The organism is Janthinobacterium sp. NFX145 (assembly GCF_049810325.1).
Classification (GTDB): domain Bacteria; phylum Pseudomonadota; class Gammaproteobacteria; order Burkholderiales; family Burkholderiaceae_D; genus Janthinobacterium; species Janthinobacterium rivuli.
Genome location: NZ_CP187360.1, coordinates 4445801 through 4468356, shown reverse-complemented (window position 1 = coordinate 4468356; position 22556 = coordinate 4445801). Strand labels below are relative to the sequence as shown.

Annotated in this window: 19 protein-coding genes; 10 read left to right on the top strand and 9 right to left on the bottom strand. The window is 62.7% G+C overall.

The window, feature by feature from the left end; translation table 11 throughout:
* Positions 1-20 precede the first annotated feature (20 nt).
* On the top strand, positions 21-1289 hold the full coding sequence (locus ACPJXG_RS19965; protein WP_278318276.1) for a glycerate kinase type-2 family protein: 1269 nt from the start codon (positions 21-23) through the stop codon (positions 1287-1289).
* Here ACPJXG_RS19965 and ACPJXG_RS19960 read toward each other — a convergent pair whose 3' ends face one another.
* Entirely contained in the window at positions 1290-2306 is a 1017-nt protein-coding gene (locus tag ACPJXG_RS19960; protein WP_425252098.1) for a zinc-binding alcohol dehydrogenase family protein, read from the bottom strand. It abuts the gene before it with no gap.
* A gap of 170 nt (positions 2307-2476) precedes the next feature.
* On the opposite strand from ACPJXG_RS19960, the gene ACPJXG_RS19955 reads away from it, so the two are divergent.
* Positions 2477-3391, top strand: coding sequence for a LysR substrate-binding domain-containing protein (locus ACPJXG_RS19955; RefSeq protein WP_425252097.1), 915 nt, complete (start codon positions 2477-2479; stop codon positions 3389-3391).
* Between the two features lie 35 nt (positions 3392-3426).
* Here ACPJXG_RS19955 and ACPJXG_RS19950 read toward each other — a convergent pair whose 3' ends face one another.
* On the bottom strand, positions 3427-3804 hold the full coding sequence (locus tag ACPJXG_RS19950) for a c-type cytochrome (RefSeq protein WP_099402572.1): 378 nt from the start codon (positions 3802-3804) through the stop codon (positions 3427-3429).
* 249 nt (positions 3805-4053) lie between these two features.
* Here ACPJXG_RS19950 and ACPJXG_RS19945 point away from each other — a divergent pair, with 249 nt between their 5' ends.
* The 3 genes from ACPJXG_RS19945 (at position 4054) to ACPJXG_RS19935 (ending at position 8009) form a co-directional block, all read left to right on the top strand.
* Positions 4054-5613: a DUF1800 domain-containing protein gene (locus tag ACPJXG_RS19945; protein WP_425252096.1), complete on the top strand. Its 1560-nt coding sequence runs from the start codon at positions 4054-4056 to the stop codon at positions 5611-5613.
* Between the two features lie 21 nt (positions 5614-5634).
* Positions 5635-6819 carry a DUF1501 domain-containing protein gene (locus tag ACPJXG_RS19940; protein ID WP_099402574.1) on the top strand — a complete coding sequence of 395 codons (1185 nt, stop codon included), beginning with the start codon at positions 5635-5637 and terminating at the stop codon, positions 6817-6819.
* 89 nt (positions 6820-6908) lie between these two features.
* The gene (locus tag ACPJXG_RS19935) at positions 6909-8009 is read left to right on the top strand and encodes an AI-2E family transporter (protein ID WP_425252095.1); all 1101 of its coding nucleotides are present in this window, start codon (positions 6909-6911) and stop codon (positions 8007-8009) included.
* Positions 8010-8101: 92 nt separating this feature from the next.
* Here the strand turns inward: ACPJXG_RS19935 and ACPJXG_RS19930 are convergent, their stop codons facing one another.
* Positions 8102-8326, bottom strand: a complete 225-nt coding sequence (locus tag ACPJXG_RS19930; protein ID WP_010396348.1) for a hypothetical protein — start codon at positions 8324-8326, stop codon at positions 8102-8104.
* A 141-nt stretch (positions 8327-8467) separates the two neighbouring features.
* Between ACPJXG_RS19930 and ACPJXG_RS19925 the strand changes: the two genes are divergently transcribed.
* From ACPJXG_RS19925 to ACPJXG_RS19915, 3 genes are read left to right on the top strand one after another with little or no spacing between them, the layout of a single operon-like run.
* Entirely contained in the window at positions 8468-9226 is a 759-nt protein-coding gene (locus ACPJXG_RS19925; protein ID WP_425252094.1) for a phosphatase PAP2 family protein, read from the top strand.
* A gap of 12 nt (positions 9227-9238) precedes the next feature.
* On the top strand, positions 9239-10141 hold the full coding sequence (locus tag ACPJXG_RS19920; RefSeq protein WP_099402576.1) for a diacylglycerol/lipid kinase family protein: 903 nt from the start codon (positions 9239-9241) through the stop codon (positions 10139-10141).
* A gap of 3 nt (positions 10142-10144) precedes the next feature.
* Positions 10145-10963: a metallophosphoesterase family protein gene (locus ACPJXG_RS19915; protein WP_099402577.1), complete on the top strand. Its 819-nt coding sequence runs from the start codon at positions 10145-10147 to the stop codon at positions 10961-10963.
* A gap of 139 nt (positions 10964-11102) precedes the next feature.
* Here the strand turns inward: ACPJXG_RS19915 and cls are convergent, their stop codons facing one another.
* The gene (gene cls / locus ACPJXG_RS19910) at positions 11103-12479 is read right to left on the bottom strand and encodes a cardiolipin synthase (RefSeq protein ID WP_423221831.1); all 1377 of its coding nucleotides are present in this window, start codon (positions 12477-12479) and stop codon (positions 11103-11105) included.
* An 11-nt stretch (positions 12480-12490) separates the two neighbouring features.
* Positions 12491-14602 carry a site-specific recombinase gene (locus ACPJXG_RS19905; RefSeq protein ID WP_035826217.1) on the bottom strand — a complete coding sequence of 704 codons (2112 nt, stop codon included), beginning with the start codon at positions 14600-14602 and terminating at the stop codon, positions 12491-12493.
* Positions 14603-14955: 353 nt separating this feature from the next.
* Between ACPJXG_RS19905 and ACPJXG_RS19900 the strand changes: the two genes are divergently transcribed.
* Positions 14956-16029 carry a porin gene (locus ACPJXG_RS19900; RefSeq protein ID WP_425252093.1) on the top strand — a complete coding sequence of 358 codons (1074 nt, stop codon included), beginning with the start codon at positions 14956-14958 and terminating at the stop codon, positions 16027-16029.
* Here the strand turns inward: ACPJXG_RS19900 and ACPJXG_RS19895 are convergent.
* The 3 genes from ACPJXG_RS19895 to ACPJXG_RS19885 form a co-directional block, all read right to left on the bottom strand.
* Entirely contained in the window at positions 16017-16595 is a 579-nt protein-coding gene (locus tag ACPJXG_RS19895) for a DUF3617 domain-containing protein (protein ID WP_425252092.1), read from the bottom strand. The two genes, ACPJXG_RS19900 and ACPJXG_RS19895, sit on opposite strands and share 13 nt — an antisense overlap.
* A 67-nt stretch (positions 16596-16662) precedes the next feature.
* Positions 16663-18210, bottom strand: coding sequence for a TerC family protein (locus ACPJXG_RS19890; RefSeq protein ID WP_035826230.1), 1548 nt, complete (start codon positions 18208-18210; stop codon positions 16663-16665).
* An 82-nt stretch (positions 18211-18292) separates the two neighbouring features.
* On the bottom strand, positions 18293-18568 hold the full coding sequence (locus tag ACPJXG_RS19885; protein ID WP_035826233.1) for a hypothetical protein: 276 nt from the start codon (positions 18566-18568) through the stop codon (positions 18293-18295).
* Positions 18569-18860: 292 nt separating this feature from the next.
* Between ACPJXG_RS19885 and ACPJXG_RS19880 the strand changes: the two genes are divergently transcribed.
* A complete protein-coding gene (locus ACPJXG_RS19880; protein ID WP_425252091.1) occupies positions 18861-21707 on the top strand; it encodes a M16 family metallopeptidase in 2847 nt (948 codons plus the stop codon).
* A 70-nt stretch (positions 21708-21777) separates the two neighbouring features.
* On the opposite strand, the gene ACPJXG_RS19875 is transcribed toward ACPJXG_RS19880, so the two are convergent.
* Positions 21778-22413: an OmpA family protein gene (locus ACPJXG_RS19875; protein WP_099402790.1), complete on the bottom strand. Its 636-nt coding sequence runs from the start codon at positions 22411-22413 to the stop codon at positions 21778-21780.
* Positions 22414-22556: the final 143 nt, after the last annotated feature.

Genomic DNA, 22556 nt, shown 5'->3' with positions numbered 1-22556 from the left:
TCGAACCGGAGGAATTGACCATGACGACGACCCCACCGCCGCGCGCCTTGCTGCAAGCCATGTTCCAGGCCGCCATCGCTGCGGCCCAGCCATCGCACTGCATCCCGCCCCATTTGCCGCCAGCGCCCAAGGGCCGGCTGATCGTCATCGGCGCCGGCAAGGCGTCGGCCGCCATGGCGCAAGCCGTGGAGCAGCACTGGCCGGGGCCGCTGTCCGGCCTCGTCGTCACGCGCTACGGCTATGCCGTGCCGTGCGAGCGCATCGAGATCGTCGAAGCGTCGCACCCCGTTCCCGACCAGGCCGGCATGGACGCGGCGCGGCGCATGCTCGAGCTGGTCGGCAATTTGCAAGCCGACGATACGGTGCTGTGTCTGATTTCGGGCGGGGGCTCGTCGCTGCTGGCCTTGCCCCTGGACGGCATTACTTTGGCCGACAAGCAGGCATTGAACCGCGCATTGCTGGCGTCGGGCGCCACCATCGGCGAAATGAATTGCGTGCGCCGCCATTTGTCCGCCATCAAGGGGGGCAGACTGGCGGCCGCCTGCCATCCGGCGCAAGTCATCACTTTGGCCATTTCCGACGTGCCTGGCGACAAGCTGGGCGACATCGCATCCGGCCCCACGGTGGGCGACGCGACGACGTGCGAGGATGCGCTGGCCATCGTGCGCCGCTATGGCATGGATTTGCCGGACAGCATAAGAAAAACGCTGGAAAGCGGGCGCGGCGAATCCGTGAAACCCGATGACCCGCGCCTGGCCCGCACGCGCACGACCCTGATCGCCACGCCGCAGATGGCGCTGGAAGCGGCCGCAGCGGTGGCGCGCGCGGCCGGCGTCACGCCATATATATTGGGCGATAGCCTGGAAGGCGAGGCGCGCGACGTGGGGAAAGTCATGGCCGGCATCGCGCTGCAAACGGCCGTTAGGGGCCAGCCGTTTCCCGCTCCGTGCGTGCTGCTGTCGGGCGGCGAAACGACGGTCACCGTGCGCGGCAATGGCCGCGGCGGGCGCAACGTGGAATTCCTGCTGGCGCTGGGCATCGCGCTTGATGGCCACGCGGGCATCCACGCGCTGGCCGGCGACACGGATGGCGTCGATGGCCAGGAAGACATCGCCGGCGCGGTGCTGGCGCCCGATACCCTGCAACGGGCCTGGGCGCTGGGCATCAAACCCCGCGACAGCCTCGACAACAACGATGGCCACGGCTTCTTCCAGGCGCTGGGAGACGCCGTGATCACGGGCCCGACATTGACCAACGTCAATGATTTCCGGGCCATATTGGTTACCTGATTACTGGAAATTTTCCAGCACGATCTTGCCTTTTGCCGCGTTGCTTTCCAACAGGGCATGCGCGCGTTTCAGATTCGCCGCATTGATCGTGCCGAAGCGCTCGGCCAGGGTGGTCTTGATGACACCCGCATCCACCAGCTGCGCCAATTCATCGAGCAATTCATGCTGCTTGACCATGTCGGCCGTCTGGAACAGCGAACGGGTAAACATCAGTTCCCAGTGCAGCGACACGCTCTTGCCCTTGAACTTGCGCACGTCGATGTGCTCGGGATCGTCGATCAGGGCGAACTTGCCCTGCGGCGCGATCAGTTCGACGATTTGCTCGAAATGCTTGTCGGTCTGGTTCAGGCTGATCACATAATCGACGGGCGGCAAACCCAGGCGCGTGATTTCCTGTGCCAGCGGCAGGCTGTGGTCGATTACGTGGTGGGCGCCCAGTTCCTTCACCCAGTCGGCCGTTTCCGCGCGCGACGCCGTGCCGATGATGGTGACACCTGTCAATTGCCGGGCCAGTTGCACGAGCACGGAACCGACGCCGCCTGCCGCGCCGATCACCAGCAGGGACTTGCCCGTCAGGCTCTTGTCGCGGCTAATTTGCAGGCGGTCGAACAGCAATTCCCAGGCCGTGATGGCGGTTAAAGGCAGGGCGGCGGCCGGAGCAAAGTCCAGGCTGGCGGGCATGTGGCCGACGATGCGCTCGTCGACCAGCTGGAATTCGCTGTTGCTGCCGGGGCGGTTGATGGCGCCCGCGTACCAGACCTTGTCGCCGACCTGGAACAGGGTCACATCGGCGCCGACGGCCGTGACGACGCCGGCCGCATCCCAGCCCAGCACTTCCGGCTGGCCCTCTTTCGGCGCGCGGTTCTTGCGCACCTTGGTGTCGACGGGATTGACGGAAATGGCGTGCACGGCGACGAGCAGGTCGCGTCCCGTGGCGACGGGTACGGGCAGCTCGATGTCGAGCAGGGCGTTGGCATCCGTGATGGGCAGGCTGTGGTGGTAGGCGATGGCTTTCATGTTCTTCCTTGGGTAAACAGTGTGGGGTAGGCGTAGGTCGGAATAGGTCCGAAGGATCGTAATCCGACACCATTGTTGGCGTGGCCATACGGGCTTGACGTATCATGGCCATTTTCTCGCCACGGTAAAAGTGGGCGCGTACCGAAACACTTTCAAAGGAATGCTGAAAATTGCTGCGACTCGATGACTTGCAGGTATTTGTGCGCACGGCCGACCGGGGCAGTTTGTCGGCGGCCGCGCGCGAGATCGGCATTTCGCCCGCGCTGGCCAGCGCCGCCGTCAAGCGCCTGGAAGGGGAGCTGGGCTTGCGCCTGCTGGCCCGCACGACGCGTTCGCTGAGCCTGACGCCGGAAGGCACGCAATACCTGGAACACGCGCGCGAAGCCTTGCGCCTGCTGCGCGCAGGCCACGATGCGCTGCTGGCCGGCAAGGACAGTTTCGGCGGAACCTTGAAAATTGCCATGCCCTCGGATCTGGGCCGCAACCTGATGCTGGGCTGGCTCGACGAATTCCAGCTGCGCCATCCGAAACTGCACTACCAGCTCAGCGTCAGCGACCGGGTGGCCGACATGGTGCGCCAGCAAGTCGACGTGGCCATCCGCTATGGCCAGCAAGATGATTCGAGCCTGATCGCCATGCCGCTCGCGCCCGCCAACGACCGGGTGCTGGTGGCGTCACCCACCTACCTGCGCGAGCATGGGCCGTTGCTCGCGCTGGAAGACTTGCCGCAGCGCAATTGCCTGCGCTTCGCGCTGGAAGACGGCTTGCATGACCGCTGGACCTTTTACCGCCTGCCCCAGCGCGAGCAAGTGACGGTGTCCGTCAGCGGCAACCGCAGCGCCGACGATGCTGACCTGGTGCGCCGCTGGGCCGTGGCCGGGCTGGGCATCGCTTACAAATCGCGGCTCGACGTGGCTGGCGACCTGGCCGCCGGCCGTTTGCAAGCGCTGTTGCCCGAGGTGGCGGGCGAGGCGACGCCCTTGCACCTGGTCTGCACGCACCGGGCGCAGGTGACGCCGCTGGTGCTGCAGCTGCGCGATTTCCTGCGCGATCAATGCGCGCAGCTATTGAAGCAGCATGATTGACCGGTTCTTCGCGGGGCGCCCGCCGCAGCTATCCATCATCGATTTTTTAAAATCACCTCACTCATGTATTGATTCAAATCGCGAAAATCCTTTACCCGCCAGGCATATGGCGCGATCTTGACGCCATTCTCTTTCAAGGTCTTTGGAATCAAATCGCCATTCGGACGCAGTATGACCGACGATACAATCACGCCAGGATAATCCTTCAGGCGTTTTTTGAATGCGGCGCTTGTCAGATCCGGTGTGGGAGGGTTGCTTTTATTCGCCAATGGCCCGGTGCCCTTGATCTCCGCGCCATGGCACACGGCACATCGCTGCACATACAGCGTTTTCCCATTCAGATTCTCCGCCAGGGCTGACGGCGTTTGAATCAGCGATAACATTCCTAATGCAGCGATAAATAATATTTTCATTTCTTTTAAATGTGGACGTATTGTATGGATAATGTCTGGGTCGAGAGAAAATACGCAACTGCCCTTGCAATACGCAATTCTCCCGATAACATTTTATCCGAGATTATTCATCATCATATGCCCGTAGCCGTGAGCGCTGGGCTGGCGAACAATCCTGCTTGATTACAACTCGTTGCAAATGGCAATCATGCGCGGGTCAACCTGGGCGTACCCTCAAGCATTCTGCATGAAACCGCTTGAAGGACCGCCATGACCTCGCACCGACTATTGCCGACGACCTTGATTTCCCTGCTCTTGCTGGCCGGCTGCGCCGCGACCGGACCTGCCGTGCAGGCCGATCATCGCGCGCAGACCAGTTCCGCACAAAGCAGTTCCGCACAAGACATCGCCATGCTGGAACGGGTCAGCTGGGGCGTGAACGGAGTCAGCGTGCGCCAGGTGCAGGACAAAGGCTGGAACGCGTGGCTGCGGGCGCAGTTGCACCCAGGCAAAGCCAGCTTGCCGCCCGCCGTCCAGGCGCAAATCGACGCCATGACCATCAGCCAGGTGCCGCTGGATCAACTCGTCATGTCGGTGGAGCAAAAGCGCAAGGAATCGGCCGGCGTGATGGACGACATGGCAAAGCAGCAGGCGCAAAAGGAGTACCAGCAGGAACTGAACCGCCTGGCGCGCGAGGCGGCCACGCGCTCCTTGTTGCTGGACGTGTATTCGCCTAACCAGTTGCAACAGCAACTGAGCTGGTTTTGGCTCAATCATTTCAGCGTGCACCAGGGCAAGCACAACTTGCGCGCCATGGTGGGCGATTACGAGGCGAACGCCATCGCGCCACATGCTCTGGGGAAATTTCGGGACTTGCTGGGCGCCACGGTCCACCATCCGGCCATGCTGCGCTACCTGGACAATGAAGCCAACGCCGTCAAGCGCATCAATGAAAACTATGCGCGCGAGCTGATGGAGCTGCATACCCTGGGCGTGAACGGCGGCTATAGCCAGACGGATGTGCAGGAGCTGGCGCGCATCCTGACCGGGGTGGGCGTAAACCTGGGAGCGGACACGCCGAAAGTCAAGCCGGCGCTGCAGTCGCAATACGTGCGCCGGGGCTTGTTCGAGTTCAACCCGAACCGCCACGATTATGGCGATAAACAATTCCTCGGGCAAACGGTGAAGGGCCGGGGGCTGGCCGAGCTTGATGAAGCGCTGGATCGCCTGAGCCGCAGTCCCGCCACCGCGCACTTTATCAGCGGCAAGCTGGCCCAGTATTTCGTCGGCGACAATCCGCCCGCGCCTTTGGTGGCGCGCATGGCGGCTACCTTCCAGCAGAGCGATGGCATGATCGCCGACGTGCTGCAAACCATGTTCAGCAGCCCGGAGTTCAAGCAATCGCTGGGCAAGAAATTCAAGGACCCCATGCATTACGTGGTGTCGGCCGTGCGCCTCAGCTATGACGACAAGCCCATCCTGAACGCGGGTCCCATGCTGAGCTGGCTGTCGCGCATGGGTCAGCCCCTGTACGGACGCCAGACGCCGGACGGCTATCCGCTGACGGACGCCTCCTGGGCCAGCCCAGGCCAGATGACGACGCGTTTCGATATCGCCCGCACCATCGGCTCGGGCAGCGCCGGCCTGTTCAAGACGGATGGCCCGCAGCCGCAGGAAAAGGTCGCGTTCCCGCAACTGGCCAGCGCTTTGTATTACCAGTCGCTGCAGCCAGGCTTGAGTCCGGCCACGCGCCAGGCCCTGGAGCAGGCCGCTTCGCCGCAGGAGTGGAATACCTTTTTGCTGTCATCCCCTGAAATGATGCACCGCTAAGTTGAAACTGAAGGAATCGCCATGAATCGTCGTGACTTGCTGAAAGCCCTGGCCGCCGCGCCCTTGTTCACCCACGCGGGCAGTCTGCTGGCCGCGCCCGCCACGGATGCGAAGCTGCTGTTCGTCTTCCTGCGCGGCGGCTATGACGCGAACAACCTGCTGGTGCCGGTCGGCAGTGATTTTTACTATGCCTCGCGGCCGAATATCGCCATCGCGAAACCGGGCGAGGACAACGGCGCGCTGGCCTTGAACGCGGACTGGGCCCTGCATCCGGCCTTGCGCGAAACCATCTATCCCATGTTTACGAGCGGCGAGGCGGCCTTCATTCCGTTTGCGGGCACGACGGATTTGACGCGCAGCCATTTCGAGACGCAGGACAGCATCGAACTGGGACAGGAGATCGGCGGACGCCGCGATTTCCGCTCGGGCTTCCTGAACCGGCTGGCGCAAAGCCTCAATAGCAGCAATCACGCCATTTCTTTCACCGACCAGCTGCCCCTGATTTTCCAGGGCGGCGTGCAAGTGCCGAACATGGGGCTGCGCTCCGTGGGCAAGGCGGGCATTGATGCGCGTCAAAGCCAGGTCATCGCCGCCATGTACAAGGGCACGCCCTTGCAGCAACCGGTCAGCGCGGGCTTTGCCGTGCGCGACGATGTGACGAAGGAGTTGACGGGAGAAATGCAGGCGGCCAACCGCAACGCCATCAGTACCAAGGGTTTTGAACTGGAAGCGCAGCGCATCGCCCGCTTGATGAAGGATAAATACAACATTGGTTTCGTCGACGTTGGCGGCTGGGATACGCACGTGGGGCAGGGCGGCGCCAACGGCTACCTGGCGGGGCGCTTCGATGAGCTGGGGCGGGGCCTGGCCGCGTTTTCGCAGGAAATGGGCAGCGCCTGGCGCCATACCGTGGTGGTGGTGGTCAGCGAATTTGGCCGCACCTTCCGCGAAAACGGCAACCGCGGCACGGATCACGGCCACGGCAGCGTGTTCTGGGTGCTGGGCGGCGGGATCAAAGGCAAGCAGGTGGCGGGCGAGCAGGTGGCGATTTCGCAGGCGACGCTGTTCCAGAACCGCGACATGCCCGTGCTGAATGAATACCGGGCCGTGCTGGGCGGCTTGCTGCGCCGCACCTTCGGCTTGACCCCGACGCAGCTCGACCATGTGTTTGCCGGCGTGAAACCGGTGGAGCTGGGGCTGGTGTGATGCAGCGAACCTCCGTGTTACGCTATGCCTGCGCAACTGGCGCGTAGCGGATACTGGTGGCCTGTGGCGCCGGGCACGAATGGAGTAGCATGAACGATACCCAGCGCGACATTGTCAGCGCAGGCTTTTCCCTGGCCTTGATCGCCATGACGGTGTTCGTCATGCAGCGTTTCTTTTTGCCGCTCGTGTGGGCCGGCATCCTGTGCGTGGCCACCTGGCCCCTGTACCTGCGCGTGCGCGCGGCGCTGGGGCAGCGACCCATCATCGCGGCAGCCGTGCTGACCCTGGCGTTTGCCTGCATCTTCATCATACCCGTGCTGTCTGGCGTGGCGCAGGCGGCGCGCGAAGTGCCCGTGCTGGCCGATTTCATCGTGCATGCGAATGCCGACGGCTTGCCCGTGCCGCACTGGGTGGCGCATATTCCCCTGGCCGGCAGCGCCATCGGCGACTGGTGGCAAGCCACCCTGAGCCAGCCTCACGGCCTCGGCCACTTCTTTGCGGGCAGCGCCGTGGGCGGCTTTCATTCCGCGCGCGACATGCTCAAGGTGCTGGGCGCGGACGTGTTCCACCGCCTGGTCGACTTTGGTTTGGCCTTCTTGTGCCTGTTTTTCTTTTACAAGGATGGCGAAGCGCTGACGCGCCAGATCACGGCCGTCGGCAGCCATTTCCTGCGCCCCGAACGGTGGGGCCGCTATGCGCAAAAAATCCCGACCGCCATCCGCGCCACCGTCAACGGCCTGGTGCTGGTGGGCCTGGCCGAAGGCGTGCTGATCGGCATCGCCTACGCCATCGCCGGTTTGCCGTCGCCGGCCCTGTGGGCCTTTGCCACGGGCATCCTGGCCATCATCCCGTTCGGCGCGCCGCTCGCTTACCTGTGCGCGGCCGCCTTGCTGGTCTTCCAGGGCAATGTCGGCGCCGCCATCGGCGTGGCCGCGTGGGGCACCATCGTGCTGTTCGTCGCCGACCACTTCGTGCGCCCCGGCATGATCGGCAACGCCACCCGTTTGCCCTTCCTGGCCGTGTTGTTCGGCATTCTGGGCGGCGTGGAAACCCTGGGCCTCGTGGGCCTGTTCATCGGCCCCGTCGTGATGGTGCTGTTCGTTACCTTGTGGTACGAAGCGAATGTCGTTGACAAGATGCTGCCAGTGCAAACACCTGCCAGCCCGGCCGCACCGGAACGCACACAGTAGTGAGGGGTCGGCCAGCGTGCCGCTGGCCGGTACTGAGGCGTTCCCGGCGTGGCCGGGCGGAGCACCTGGACCGCTACGCGGTTAAGGTGAACTTAATGCGCTTTAGATAAGATCAACAACCAACGGCGCATCAGCAGCACTTCAACATAGCCCGGCTCGATGCCCGTACCGCACTCGATCAAGGGATTGACGGTGTAGTAGCGCTTGCGGAAGTCGCGGCAGACGAGGATTTCGCGCTTGCCCATGCGGACGAGGAAAGAGCTTGGGGCGTATTCCAGGCCGAACCGTGAGCCAAAACCGCTATTCAATGTTGCCATGACAATTCCTTTGAGGGAGATGTGTTGAACGAGTCATCAGAATAGCATAACTACTGTATGAATACACAGCTACTGTATGAATAAACAGTATTTTTTTACTGGTGTGGTTTTTTTGATCATCACCGGAGACATGAAAGAGAGATGAGTTTGCAAGAGAAAAATGACATGGGCATGACCACGGGCTGGACCACGAAACTGCGCCGCTTCGTCGAGGCGCGCCTGTCGCCCGAGGGCGAGCTGGGCCTGCATATGACGGTGGGCGTGGCGCTGATGCTGGTGGCCATCGTGGTGTTCCACGAGATCGCCGAAGCCGTCATGGGCATGGAGCAGATCACCGTGATCGACCTGCAGGTGGCGCAGTGGTTCAATCAGCATGCCGTGCCGTGGATCACCAGTTGTCTGCTGGTCGTCACGCACCTGCATGGCGTGATCGGCGCCATCACCCTGGCCCTCTTGCTGGGCTGGTATCTGCACCGCAAGGGCGCCGATTACTGGCTGTTTACCCTGGTCATCACCATGCCGGGCGTCATGTTTTTGAACCTGCTGTTAAAGTATATTTTTGTCCGCGCGCGGCCCAGCTTTGACGAGCCCATCCTGCAGACGGCCTTGAGCACCTACAGCTTTCCGAGTGGCCATACGGCCACCTCGACAGCCCTGTACGGCTTGCTGGCCGCCTACCTGATTTGCCAGACGGCACCGGGTGCCTGGGGCAAGCGCATCACCATCGCGCTGGGCGCTTTCCTGATGGCGTCACTCGTGGGTTTCAGCCGCATTTACCTGGGCGCGCATTACCTGAGCGATGTGCTGGCGGCCATGGCGGAAAGCTATGGCTGGCTGGCTATCTGCATCGCCGGCGTGTCCACCCTGCGCCGCCGCCGGCACATCCGGCAAACCAAATAAGGGGAAACGATCCTGAGCAAGATTGCAGTCATCATCAACGGGGGCGCCGGTTGCGGCTACGCGCCGGACTGGGCGCAGCAGCTCGAAGCGAAATTCGCCGCCGTGGGACTTGACGCCGCCATCACCCTGGCGCAAAGCGGCGCCGAGATGATCGCCACGGCCGAGCAAGCGCTGCGCGATGGCGCGCCCATCGTCGTGGCCGGCGGCGGCGATGGCACCATCAATGCCGTCGCCTCCGTCGTGGTCGGCAGTGGCACGCCGTTTGGCGTCTTGCCGCTGGGTACCTTGAACCATTTCGCCAAGGACTTGAATATCCCGCTCGAGCTCGATGCGGCGATCGCCAACGTGGCGCAGGGCGTGCCGCACCAGGTCGACGTGGGCGAAGTCAATGGCCGCATTTTCCTGAACAATTCCAGCCTGGGCCTGTATCCCGATATCGTGCGCGACCGCGAAAAGCAGCAGCGCCGGCTTGGGCGGGGCAAGTGGCTGGCCTTCAGCTGGGCCCTGGTGGCTGCCTTGCGCCGCTACCCGTTCCTCAGCGTGCAACTGACACTCAACGACGCCGTGCATGCCCGGCGCACGCCTTTCGTCTTCATCGGTAATAATGAATATCTGATGGAAGGCTTGAATATCGGCGAGCGCGAGCGGCTCGATGGCGGCCAGCTGAGCCTGTACGTGGCGCAGCGTCCGGGCCGTTTGGGCTTGCTGAAGCTGGCCTTGCACGCGCTGTTCGGCAAGTTGTCGCAGGCCAAGGATTTTGATGTGCTGACGGCCACCGACCTGGAAATCGCCACCAGGCACCGGCGCCTGCGCGTGGCCACCGATGGCGAAGTGACGGTCATGAATACGCCGCTGCAGTACCGCATCCGTCCGGCCGCGCTGGACGTGATCGTGCCGGCACCAGTCAAGGAGTAGGCCATGCGTACCATCGTGCATTTGTCCGACTTGCATTTTGGCCGGGTCGATGCGGCCCTGCTGGCGCCCTTGCGCGCGCTGGTCGAGCGGCTGGAACCGGACGTGGTCGTGGTCTCGGGCGACCTCACGCAGCGCGCCCGCAGCGCCCAGTTCCAGGAAGCGCGGCATTTTCTCGACAGCTTGCCGGGGCCGCAGATCGTGGTGCCGGGCAACCATGACGTGCCCCTGTACAACGTCTTTTCCCGCTTTTTGACACCGCTGGTGAAGTACCGGCGCCATGTGACGGACGATCTGTCGCCCGAATATGTGGACGAGGAAATCGCCGTGCTGGGCATCAATACGGCCCGCTCTCTGACCTTCAAGGATGGCCGCATCAGCCACGAGCAGATTGATTTCCTGCGTCAACGCCTGGGTAGTTTGCCGCCCGGCTTGACGCGCATCATCGTCACGCATCATCCGTTTGACTTGCCGGAAAACTTCGACAAGGATGACCTGGTCGACCGCGCCCCGCAGGCGCTGCAAATGTTTTCCGAATGCGGCGTCGATCTGCTGCTGGCAGGACATTTGCATGCCAGCGTGGCGGGCAACACGGCCGAACGCTACAAGATCGCCGGCTACGCGGCCCTGATGGTGCAAGCGGGCACGGCCACGTCCACGCGGGGCAGGGGCGAGTCGAACTCGTTCAATGTGCTGCGCGTGGAAAACAGTTGCATCCGGGTCGAGCGCTACAGCTGGAATGAAGACAGCGCCGACTTTGAAAAGGTCAGCACGGAAGCGTTCGAGCGCCAGGGCGGCGTGTGGGCCAGCTTGCGGCCGTTGTAGGTTTCCTGTAGGTCGGATTAGCGCGGCGAAGCCGGGCGTAATCCGACAATATTGTTGGCTTTGGTAATGGCTGTGGTGATGTCGGCTTACGCTGCGCTAAGCCGACCTACGCCGACCTGCCGGGGCACACTTCTGTGGCTTATAGCCAGTAGTTCATGAAGCGCGCCGCCCACTCCTTCATGCGGTCCGAGATGGGCCGCGTTTCCCATTTCGCTTTGGTGATTTCTTCCGAGTCGCGCAAGTCTTCCTGGAAGGCGTTTTCCATTTCGCGCCCGAAACTGTCCCCCAGCACGATCACATTCAGTTCGCTGTTGTGCAGGAAGCTGCGCATGTCGATATTCGTCGAGCCGACGGTCGACCAGGCGCCGTCGATGACGGCCGTCTTGGCGTGCAGCACGGCCAGTTTCAAATGAAAGATGCGGATGCCGCCGGCCAGCAACTGGTCGTACAGCGCGTGTCCCGCATGGAACACGAGGCCGCTGTCGGACACGCCGGGCAGCACCACGGTCACGTCCACGCCCCGTTTGGCGGCCGCGACCAGCGCGTCGACCGTCTGCTGGTCGGGCACGAAATAGGCGGATGTGATGTGGATCGATTTCTTGGCTTCCTGGATGGCCAGGATATAGGCCTTGTAGATTTCAAAGCCACCGTCCGGTTCGCTGGCCACGACGCGCACCAGCTTGTCGCCCACTTCGGAAAGTACAGGGAAATAATTGGCGTCCGGCAAGTCGGCCTGGTCTTGCTGGGCCCAGGTGCGGATGAACAGCCACTGGAAGGCGGCCACGGCCGGGCCTTCCACTTTCACGTGGGTGTCGCGCCAGCCCACGTCCTTCTTGTCGGTCGCTTTCGATTTCGAGCGGAACAGCGAGCTTTTCGCATAGGTATCGCTGATATTGATGCCGCCCGTAAACGCCATCTTGCCGTCGACGATCAGCACCTTGCGGTGGTCGCGGTTGTTGATCTTCCAGTCATCGCCCTTGAGCTTGGCCGGATTGACGGGATTGAACGCCACCAGGTGCACGCCGGCCGCGCGCATGCGGTCAAAGAACGCTTGCGGCACGCCGATGGTGCCCACGCTGTCGTAGATGACGTTGACCGTCACGCCCGCTTGCTGCTTTTCGATGAGCATGTCGGCAAATTTGAGGCCCAGCGGATCCTGGTCGAAGATATACGTTTCCAGGTTGATGCTGTTCTTCGCTTCGCTGATGGCCTGGAACATGGCGGCCATGGTTTGCGGGCCGTCAAACAGCAGGGTCACTTTGTTGCCCTTGATCAAAGGCACGCCCGTGGCCGCCTCTTCCAGCGCGGCCTGGGCCTTCAGATCCATGCCGGACTTGGCCCAGCGTTTGTTGAGCAGGGCGGCGCGGCTGTTGACGTTCAGCAAGGCGCCCTTGCCCGTGATCACCTGGGGCTTGGCCACCGGCTCCAGGGTGGTATTGAGATTCTTGACATCGGGCAGCGAGGCGCATGCAGCCAGGGTCCAGCACAGCAGTAGGGCGGTGAGGCAGGGTTGCATGCGCCTGATGGTCATTTTTGAGCCTTGTTCGTCAGTGACAGGTTTGCCGACTCGTCGACCAGCGCCAACGGTGGCGGGTTTTTCGAGCCGAAGAAGAAGACGATGGGCGAGCGCAGGAAACGCTTGCCCAGAATCTTCAATAATTGCATGCCGTGCTTGAAGCGTACCTGGCGCGAGCGCAGTGCCACCCACAGGGCCAGGCCGAAGCTGACGAGCAGATTGGCCGTGCCGATGGCGAAGATGCCCGACAGCGACTTGACGGCCAGTTGCCAGCTCATGTTGTGATCGAGGCCCACCAGGGCCGTGGCGAAGTTGGCGGCCGAGAAGGTGATGTGGCGGATATCGATCGGCAAGCCGATCAGGAAACCCAGGGTGCCGATGGAGCCGAGCAGGATACCGAAGTAGAAGTTACCCATCAGGCCACCGAGGTTGTTTTCCAGATACATGCCCAGCCGCTGCAAGCGCTCCTGGCCGATCACCCGGCCCAGGCCGCGCAATTGCGCGATGCGCTGGGCCCAGCGCGTGTACAGGGCCTGGTTGTCATAGTAGCCGGAAATCAGACCGGCGACGAACAGGCAGACGCCGGCGATCATGGCGTAGAAGATGGCGGGGCTGCCGATGGGGTCGATATCGTGCAGCAGATGCATGGCTTTTTCCGGCGTCACCAGGTTGTGGCCCGTGATCGCCTTGTAGCCGAGCGCGATCAGCCAGGCCGTGGGGATGGCGGTGGCCAGGTTGCCCAGCACGGCCATGTTTTGCGTGCGGAAGACCTTGTTGATCAGTTCGGCCATGCTGTCGAGGTCGATGTTCCGGCCATCCTTGCTGTGCAGGCCGGCGGCGATGCGCGAGGCCGTCATGGCCGGTTGCTTGGTGGCCACCGTGAAATGCAGCAAGTGGATGAACATGAAGCCGATCGAGTAATTCATGCTGAACATGAACGCTTCGACCAGCGGCGCCGAGCGCAAATACGACATCAATATCTTGAACAGGGCCATGAAGCCGATGATCACGCCCGCGCCCGCGGACGAGAGGAACATGGCGCCCATTTCGCGGCGGTTTTCCGCGATGTAATGCTCGCCCGTGCGGCTGGCGTTTTCCGTCACATTGCGCGCCAACAAGTTGATATTGTCGGAAAACAGGTCGCTGACCTTGTACTTGTGGTTATGCGCGCGTATCAGTTCCAGCGCCAATCCGACGGCGCCCGCGCGGCGGCGGCTGACCGGTTGCGGGTGCAGCAAATCCTGCGTGGCGTCGACCGTGATGGCGGCGATGTCCACGTTGTTCGATGCCGGCAGCTCGCCGCTCGTGTCGACGAGGAACAGCAGCTTGCGCAGGCGCTCGATGCTTTGCGCCAGCGCCACCAATAAATACGTCAGGGGAATGCTGGTGCCCTGGTACAGCGCTTTCTTGCGGATCTTGGCGATGACGGCGTCGCACTGGTCGAGCATCACCAGCAGATGGCGCGCATCCTCGATGTGCTCGATGTCGCCTTGCAGCAGATTCGTGTAGGCATCCAGGTAGGCGTTCACTTCCGTGTTCTGCACCATGAACGGTGACTGGAATACTTCGATTTCATTGTGGAAACGCGTCAATTCCGGTTCCAGACCCATGGCGCAGACGCGGTAGGACAGGGTGCGGATGGCGTCGAGCATGCCAGGCAGCATGATGTTGCCATCGCCGACGGCCAGTTCGATGTCGTCGCTGGTGAGCACGTCGAACAGTTCCAGCCAGTCCGTGGCGGGCACGTTGCTGATCCACAAATAATCGGTTTTCAGGTACAGCACCTGGTCGAGCGCGTCGTTCAGGTATTCGTCGCCGAGGGCGGGCGGCAGCATGCGGTAGGCGATGCGGCGTTTCAATTCCGTGAAGAAACCGCTGTTCGACAGCACGCCGATGTCGGTGTACAGGCTGGCATGGCGGCGCGCGGCCAGCACGCGCAGCACGTATTCGTGCAGGGCGCGCGCCTGGGCGGGGTTACCTTTGAGAAGCTGGCGCAGGGTGCGCACGTTGGCAATCGCGGTAGCGCTGTCGTGGGAGCGCTTGGGACGCAGTGAGTTGAATAATTCCACCAGCAAGTCGATATTGCTGGAGTTGGGGTCAATGCGTTCGAGGATAGCTAGCATGCAGAAAAAACGGGCGAGCCGCTGTCGGTAAAACCAGTAGTGTACCGCCTGCGTCAAATCGCGCAACGTTCGCCACCGAACATTGCTTTACGGCAGGGCCTGCATTTCACGCCATTTTGCCGCAAATTAGCTGAATCATGGTCAATATTGCGTGTTGTCAGTGCGCGACGTGTTTCCTGGGGCTAAGCTGAAGTTTCTGTTGTACAACGCACGGACGCTGGACAAAAAGCGGGGATAAGGTAACACTGAGATCAGACACACAGCGCATGTCCTGATCAATACCGGGAAGTTTCACCCACGTCACCGAGATATTTATCATGAAGACCTCGTATTTTGCGCTTGCTGTGATAGGGATGGGGCCTTTCGCGCTGGGCGCGACGGCCCAGGCTGCCGATGGCGCAGGCAGTGCCGCATCCAGTAACGTTGCCGTGTACGGCGTGCTCGACGCGGGCATCGTGGCCGAGCGGGGCTGCGCCGCTAGTTGCGCCGGCGCCAAGGTGTCCGGCGGCGTCGCGTCCGGCTCGCGCCTGGGCGTGCAGGGCCGCGAAGCGCTGGGCAATGACGTCTCCGCCGTGTTTACCCTGGAAGCGGGCATCCAGAACGACACGGGCCAGTCGGAAGAGGGCCGTTTGTTCGGCCGCCAGGCCTACGTGGGCCTCGACAGCCGCCTGGGCGCACTGACTCTGGGGCGCCAGTACAACCTGCAATACCTGACCCTGACCGACGTGGCCGACCCGTTCAAGGGCGGCATGGCCGGCAGCGCCGGCAATCTGGCCGGCTACAGCGTGAAACGCTATGACAATACCGTCAAATATGTGACGCCGGCCTTGCGCGGCGTGACCGCCAGCGCCATCTACAGTTTCGGCGAGTCGCCGTACAGCAGCGCCAACAACCGCGCGTATGGCGCCACCCTCGGCTATTCGTCCGGCGCCGTGAATGTCAGTGTGTCGCACCAGCGCAAGAACAACTTCATCCTCGCCTCCGGCACCTTGCCCGCCATCGACATGTCGGCCCGCAACACCCTGATCGCGGCAAATATCGACCTCAAAGTGGCCACCGCCTTTGCCGCCGTGGGCGTGAACAAGGGCTATGGCAGTTCGCCGTGGGATCCGAACAATGCCTACAGCTCGCTGGCCCTGTCGATGTCGTCGTCGGACAGCCGCGATACCTTGCTGGGCGTGTCCGTGCCCGTGGGCGGCTTCAAACTGCTGGCGTCGTGGGTGCGCAAGGATGACCGCGACCTGGCCAACCGCGACGCCAGCCAGGTGGCAGTCGGCCTCACGTATTCGCTGTCAAAGCGCAGCGATTTCTACGCGTCCTACGCGAAGATCCACAACAAGAATGGCGCCCGCTACACGGTGGGCAACGCCAGCGATGCGGGCCGCGGCGACGCCGCCTTCAACATGGGCTTCCGTCACGGCTTTTGAACTGCTGTCGCCGATGGGGCAGGGCAGCTTGCCCCCAGCCACTTGCCGTTGCTCGTCACATTCACCTGTTCCGGCGTGCCGCGCGCGCTGGTGGTCACCGCCAGCTGCATGCTGAACGCCTGCTCGCCGCTGAATAGCACCTTGCCTTCGCCGCTCGATTTCGGGTTGGCGCAGGTGAACGATACATGCATGCCACCCGCGATGTCCGTGTTTTTCGATTTGCAATCGCCGGGCTGGCCCGTGGGAATCTGCCTGCGCGCCGCCATGTCCGGCGTCACGCAGGCCGTCACGCGCACGGCGCCATCGGCGCCCACGGTGGGCATGGCCATGCCGCGGCTGGCGGCCATGCTTTCCAGCTGCTTGCGTTGATCGGGAGGAAGGTTGCCCAGCTGCTGCAGCACCATGGACATGGCGTTGTCGGTGGCGGCGTCGGGCGAGGCCATCTTGCTGTCGACTTGCCACAGGCCCGGCTTGATGGTGGCGGCTGGCGAGGCGGCCTGGGCGCCGGCGTGGCTGCCCAAGGCGGCGCAAGCCAGCAGAGTCAGGCGTAGCAAAGAATGTTTCATGTTGGCGTCTCCAGAAAAGGCAGACCCCAGCATACGGCATGGCAAGCGGGGCACGCTTGCCATTGTGTTACAAACTGTGATCGGGTTCGATGCGGCGCACGTCCACGCTGGCGATGCGGCGCTCGTCCGCTTCGAGGATTTCATAGCGCAAATCATCGAGTTCCAGTACTTCGCCCACGGCCGGCATGTTTTCGAAGTGCGCCAGCAGGAAGCCGGCCAGCGAGTTGTACTCGCCGTCTTCGCTGACCAGGGTTTCCGTCTCGAACACTTGCTCCAGGTAATGCAAGTCCGTCGCGCCATCGATGCGCCAGTGGCCGGGGCCCAGCACTTCCACGTCGGGCTGTTCGTCCTCGTCGGGGAATTCGCCGGCGATGGCTTCCAGGATATCGATCGGCGTGAGCACGCCTTGCACGGTGCCGAACTCGTCGACCACCAGCACCAGCTGGCCGCGCGAGCGCTTTAATGTTTCCATGGCTTTCAACACGCCGGCCGCTTCCGGCACGACGACGGCTTCGCGCATGCTGGCCGGGTCGATCTTGCCGCGCGAGACGAGGTCTTCGATGAGGTCCTTGCTGCGCGCGATGCCGACCACGTTGTCCAGATCATCATTGCAGACAGGAATCATGCTGTGCGGCGTCTCGCGCAGCAATTGCAGCATCTTGTCGCTGCTGTCGTTCAGGTTGACCCACGACACGTCGCCGCGCGGCGTCATGACGGAGCGGATCGAGCGCTCGGCCAGGGTCAGCACGCCGCTGACCATGTTGCGCTCTTCCACGCCGAAGGCGGAGACGTCGGGCGTTTCCTTGACTTCGTGCTCTTCCACGGCTTCGCGGCCCTTGCGTCCGCCCAACAGGCTCAGCACGGCTTGCGCCGTGCGGTCGCGCAGCGGGGCGTTCGACTGCAGCTTGAGGAAGTTGCGGCGCGCCAGCTGGTTGAAGAACTCGATGACGATGGAAAAGCCGATGGCGGCGTACAGATAGCCTTTCGGAATGTGGAAGCCCAGGCCTTCGGCCACCAGCGACAGGCCGATCATCAGCAGGAAGCTCAGGCACAGCACGACGACGGTGGGGTGGGCGTTGACGAAGCGCGTCAGCACCTTCGAGGCAAGCATCATGACGACGATGGAAATGACGACGGCCGCCATCATCACGTACAGGTTTTCCACCATGCCGACGGCCGTGATGACGGCGTCGAGCGAAAAGACGGCGTCGAGCACGACGATCTGCGCCACCACGAGGCCGAAGCCGGCGTAGACTTTCGGGCCCGTCTGGGCGTGCGTGACGCCTTCGAGGCGCTCGTGCAGTTCGCTGGTGGCCTTGAACAGCAGGAACAGGCCGCCGACGAGCAGGATCAGGTCGCGCCCCGAAAACGAGAATGTCAATATGGAAAACAATGGCGTGGTCAGGGTGACCAGCCAGGAAATCAGCGAGAGCAGGCCCAGGCGCATGACGAGGGCCAGGGTCAGGCCCAGCACTCTGGCCTTGTCGCGCTGGTGCGGCGGCAGTTTCTCGGCCAGGATGGCGATGAAAATCAGGTTGTCGATACCCAGTACGATTTCCAGTACGACCAGCGTCAGCAGGCCGACCCAGATTGTCGGGTCAAATAACCATTCCATGTGTGTAACCTTGTAAAGTCGATCAGTGTAAAGCGTGCCCGGCGGCTAAAGCCCCGGACGCGTGGGTGCTGCATGCATGTCTTCAGAGGCGGACGCGCGGCGGCCGGGTGGCCAGCCGCACGTCCGCTTCGGCAAGTGCGCCCGGTCCCGCTTGCCAAATGATGGCGTAAAACGGCACGGCCTGGCGCGAGCTCGGGTACAGCGTGATGGGGTCGTTGTCGCATTCTTCAGTATCGCAGCTGTCGCCAGGCAGGCCCGCATGGAGGCTGGCGTCGGCACAGTCGATGCTGAAGGCGGGCGTGGCGGTAGCGCCGGCCGCGATTGCATGCTGGAATGGGGAAGGGCTGGCGTAAGCCATGCTGGCGAACGCCTGGGGTAAAGCGATGAAAACAAAAAGGCAGAGCAGGACGAGAGCTCGTCTCATATACAGGCAGATAGTTCTGGAACCGTGGAGTATAGCACGCGCTCATAACAGCTTGATGACAGGGACTTGCGCAAGTGACAAGCATGCCGTAAATTACGAGAGCAATAATTTCACGTGGCGGCGAAGACGCAGCGTTGGCCCCGTGATCATTCTTGCACTCAGTATGTATTCCATGGCGCTTGCTGTTGCGCCTTGCCCGATCATGTAGTGTTACCAGGAATCTGCCTTGAAACCCATTACCGCCCTCCTGCTTGCCGCCGGCATCCTCTCGCCTTCGTTCATCCTTGCCGCCACCCCCGTAGAAGCGGCGCCGACCCAGAAAACCGGCAAGGCTGCGCCCAGCCGCGCCGCCGCCGTCAAAGTCACGTCCGTCGAAGGCATCACCGAATACCGCCTGGCCAATGGCTTGCGCGTGCTGCTGTTCCCCGATGCCAGCAAGCCGACCCTGACCACCAACATCGTCTACCTGGTCGGCTCGCGCCATGAAAACTATGGCGAAACGGGCATGGCCCACTTGCTGGAACACTTGCTGTTCAAGCCCAGCGCCAACTTCGGCGTCAAGAAGGGCACGAAAACCCCGGTCGAGATCCTGAATTCGACGGGTGCCGATTTCAACGGCACCACTTGGTACGACCGCACCAATTACTACGCCACCTTCCCGGCCAACGACGACAACCTGCGCCAGATGCTGGCCCTGGAAGCGGACCGCATGGTCAACGCGGCCATCGACCAGAACGACCTGTGGAATCCGAAGACGCAAAAGGGCGAGATGACCGTCGTGCGCAACGAGTTCGAGAGGGGCGAGAGCGACCCGATCAGCGTGACGAGCGAACGCATCCAGGCCATCGCCTACGACTGGCACAATTACGGCAAGTCGACCATCGGCGCCCGTTCCGACATCGAGCAGGTGAACATTCCCCGTTTGCGCGCGTTTTATCATAAATATTATCAGCCGGATAATGCCGTGCTGATGGTGGCGGGCCGCTTCGACGAAGCCAAGGTCTTGAAGCAGATCAATGAGCTGTTCGGCAAGATCCCGAAACCGACGCGCGTGATCGAGCCGACCTACACGGCCGAACCGGTGCAGGATGGCGAGCGCGCCGTGACGGTGCGCCGCAGCGGCGGCACGCAGTTCGTCGGCGCCGGCTACCACGTGGCGCCGTCCGGCAACCCGGACGCCGTCGCCATCGAGGTGCTGGGCCACGTGCTGACGGACGCGCCCGCTGGCCGCCTGCACAAGGCGCTGGTGGAAACCAAGCTGGCCAGCAAGATTGAATACAACTCCGTGAGCAACCTGGAGCCGGGCTACAACGTGTTCGGCGCGCTGGTGCCGCTCGATGGCAACCTCGATGCGGCGCAGGCGGCCATGCTGAAAGTGCTGGAAGAGCTGAAGTCGCAGCCCATCACGGATGCGGAAGTGGCGCGGGTCAAGCAGCAATTGAACAAGCAGATCGAACTGGCCACTTCGAACACGGCCAACCTGACGATCGCCCTGACGGAGTCCCTGGCGGCAGGCGACTGGCGCCTGTTCTTCCTGCAGCGCGACCAGCTCGACAAGCTGACGACGGCGCAGGTGCAGGCGGCGGCCGAGAAATACCTGAAGAGCTCGAACCGCACCCTGGGCCGCTTCATTCCTACCGATGCGCCGGACCGCACGGTCGTGCCGGCCTACGCCGACGTGGCGCCGCAACTGGCCGGCTACACGGGCCGCGCCATCGTGGCGCAGGGCGAAGCGTTCGATCCGAGCCCCGACAATATCGAGGCGCGCACCACGCGCTTCACCTTGCCGAATGGCTTGAAGGGCGCCTTGCTGCCGAAGAAAACCAAGGGCAGCACCGTCAGCGTCGTGTTGAAATTGCAGATTGGCAGCGAAGAGAGCCTGCGCGGCAAGGGGCAAGTGGGCAGCTACACGGCCAATCTGCTGGTGCGTGGCACGGATACACTGTCGCGCCAGGAAGTGAAGGACAAGTTCGACCAGCTGGGTACGCAAGTGGTCGTCTCGGGCAATGCCGAGGGCGTCACGGCCGTGCTGATGGGCAAACGCGAGAACTTGCCGGCCGCCATGGAGCTGCTGGCGCAAGTGCTGCAAAAACCGGCCCTCAGTGAAACGGAATTCCTGGAACTGCAGCGCGAGCGCGTCGGCCGCGCGGAGCAGGAGCTGCCTGAACCGCAACCGCTGGCCACGAACGCCTTCCGTCGCCTGCTCGACGCCACGCCGGCAGGCCATGTGCGCCATGTCAGCACCTTGCCGGACGAACTGGCGGGCTGGAAGGGCGTCAACGTGGCGGATGTGAAAGCCTTCCATGGTGGCTATTATGGCGCGGCGAACGCGACTTTTGCCGCCGTGGGCGACTTCGACCCGGTCGCGCTGAAGGCGCAAGTGGCTAGCCTGTACGGCAACTGGAAGGCGCAGCAGCCGTATGTGCGCATTCCCGACGCCGTCAAGCCCGTCAGCGGCGAGAAAGTCACCCTGGAAACACCGGACAAGGCCAACAGCGTGCTGTTCGCCATCCAGCCGCTGGCCCTGAAGGATGACGCCGCTGGCTATCCGGCCTTGCTGATCGCCAATCACATGCTCGGCGGCGGCACCTTGCGCAGCCGCCTGGCCGACCGTATCCGCCAGAAGGAAGGCCTGTCGTACGGCGTCGGCTCGCAAGTGAGCGTGCCGTCGCGCGAACCGGCCGGTTACTGGATGGCGTATGCCATCAGCGCGCCGCAAAACACGGTCAAGGTGGAAGCGGCCCTGCGCGAGGAAATCGCCAAGGTGCTGGCCGACGGCTTCACGCAAGAGGAACTGGCCGAAGCGAAGAAAGGCTGGCTGCAATCGGAAGAAGTGGGCCGCACGCAGGACACTGGTCTGGCCAACTACCTGGCCGGCTACCTGACGCAAGGCCGCACCCTGGCCTACGACAAGGACCTGGAAGCGAAGGTGTCGGCCCTGACCCTGGCGCAAGTGAACCAGGGCCTGCGCGAATACCTGAAGCCATCGGCCGTCTCGGTGGTGGTGGCGGGCGACTTCGCCAAGGTGGCGAAAGAGGGTGAAAGCGGCGCCAAGGCAACGACGTCGAAATAAGCTGTTTTACATGGAAAAAACCCGCCGGCAAGTTACCTTGCCGGCGGGTTTTTTATTGAAACATGTCAACTTAGCGCGGCGCCATTTCGGCTACGTAGATTTCCACGCGGCGGTTGCGTGCGCGTCCCGATGCATCCGCATTCGAGGCGATCGGCTCGCGGGCGCCGCGGCCTTCCGTGACGACGCGGGTCGGCGAGACGCCGCGCATCGACAGGTAGTCGCGCGTATGGGCGGCGCGTTCCACCGACAGCGGTTCATTGATGGAATCGCTGCCCGTGCTGTCCGTATGGCCGATGATGCTGACCGTGGTGTTCTGGTTTTCGTTCAGGGTGGCGGCAAAGCGGTCGAGGATGGGGCGGAAGTTGCCCTTGATGTCGGCGCGGTTGGTGTCGAAGGAAATGTCGCTTGGAATTTCCATTTTCAGGCGGTTATCGGCCGTTTGCGACACTTGCACACCAGTACCCTGTGTCGCTTGTTCCATCGCGCGCTTCTGGTTTTCCATGCGGTTCGACCAGATATTGCCGACCACGGCGCCAGCTGCCGCGCCCAGCAGGGCGCCGCCGGCCGTGCGGCCGCTGCTGCCGCCACCGGTGGTGCCGCCGATCAAGGCGCCCAGGCCCGCGCCAATGCCGGCGCCCGTGGCCGTGCCACGTTGCGTCGAGGACATATCCGCACAGCCGCTGGCGGCCAGTGCGATCACCAGCATGCCGATCAGGGATTTGGCGCCAGGGCCTTTTTTGAATGTTTCTTTCATGGATTTTCTCCTTGTTTTGTTATTGGGACATACCCAGGACTACCCGTACACGTTACTGCAAAATGGGCCTGCTTGCCAGCGCACGCAAAAGGGCG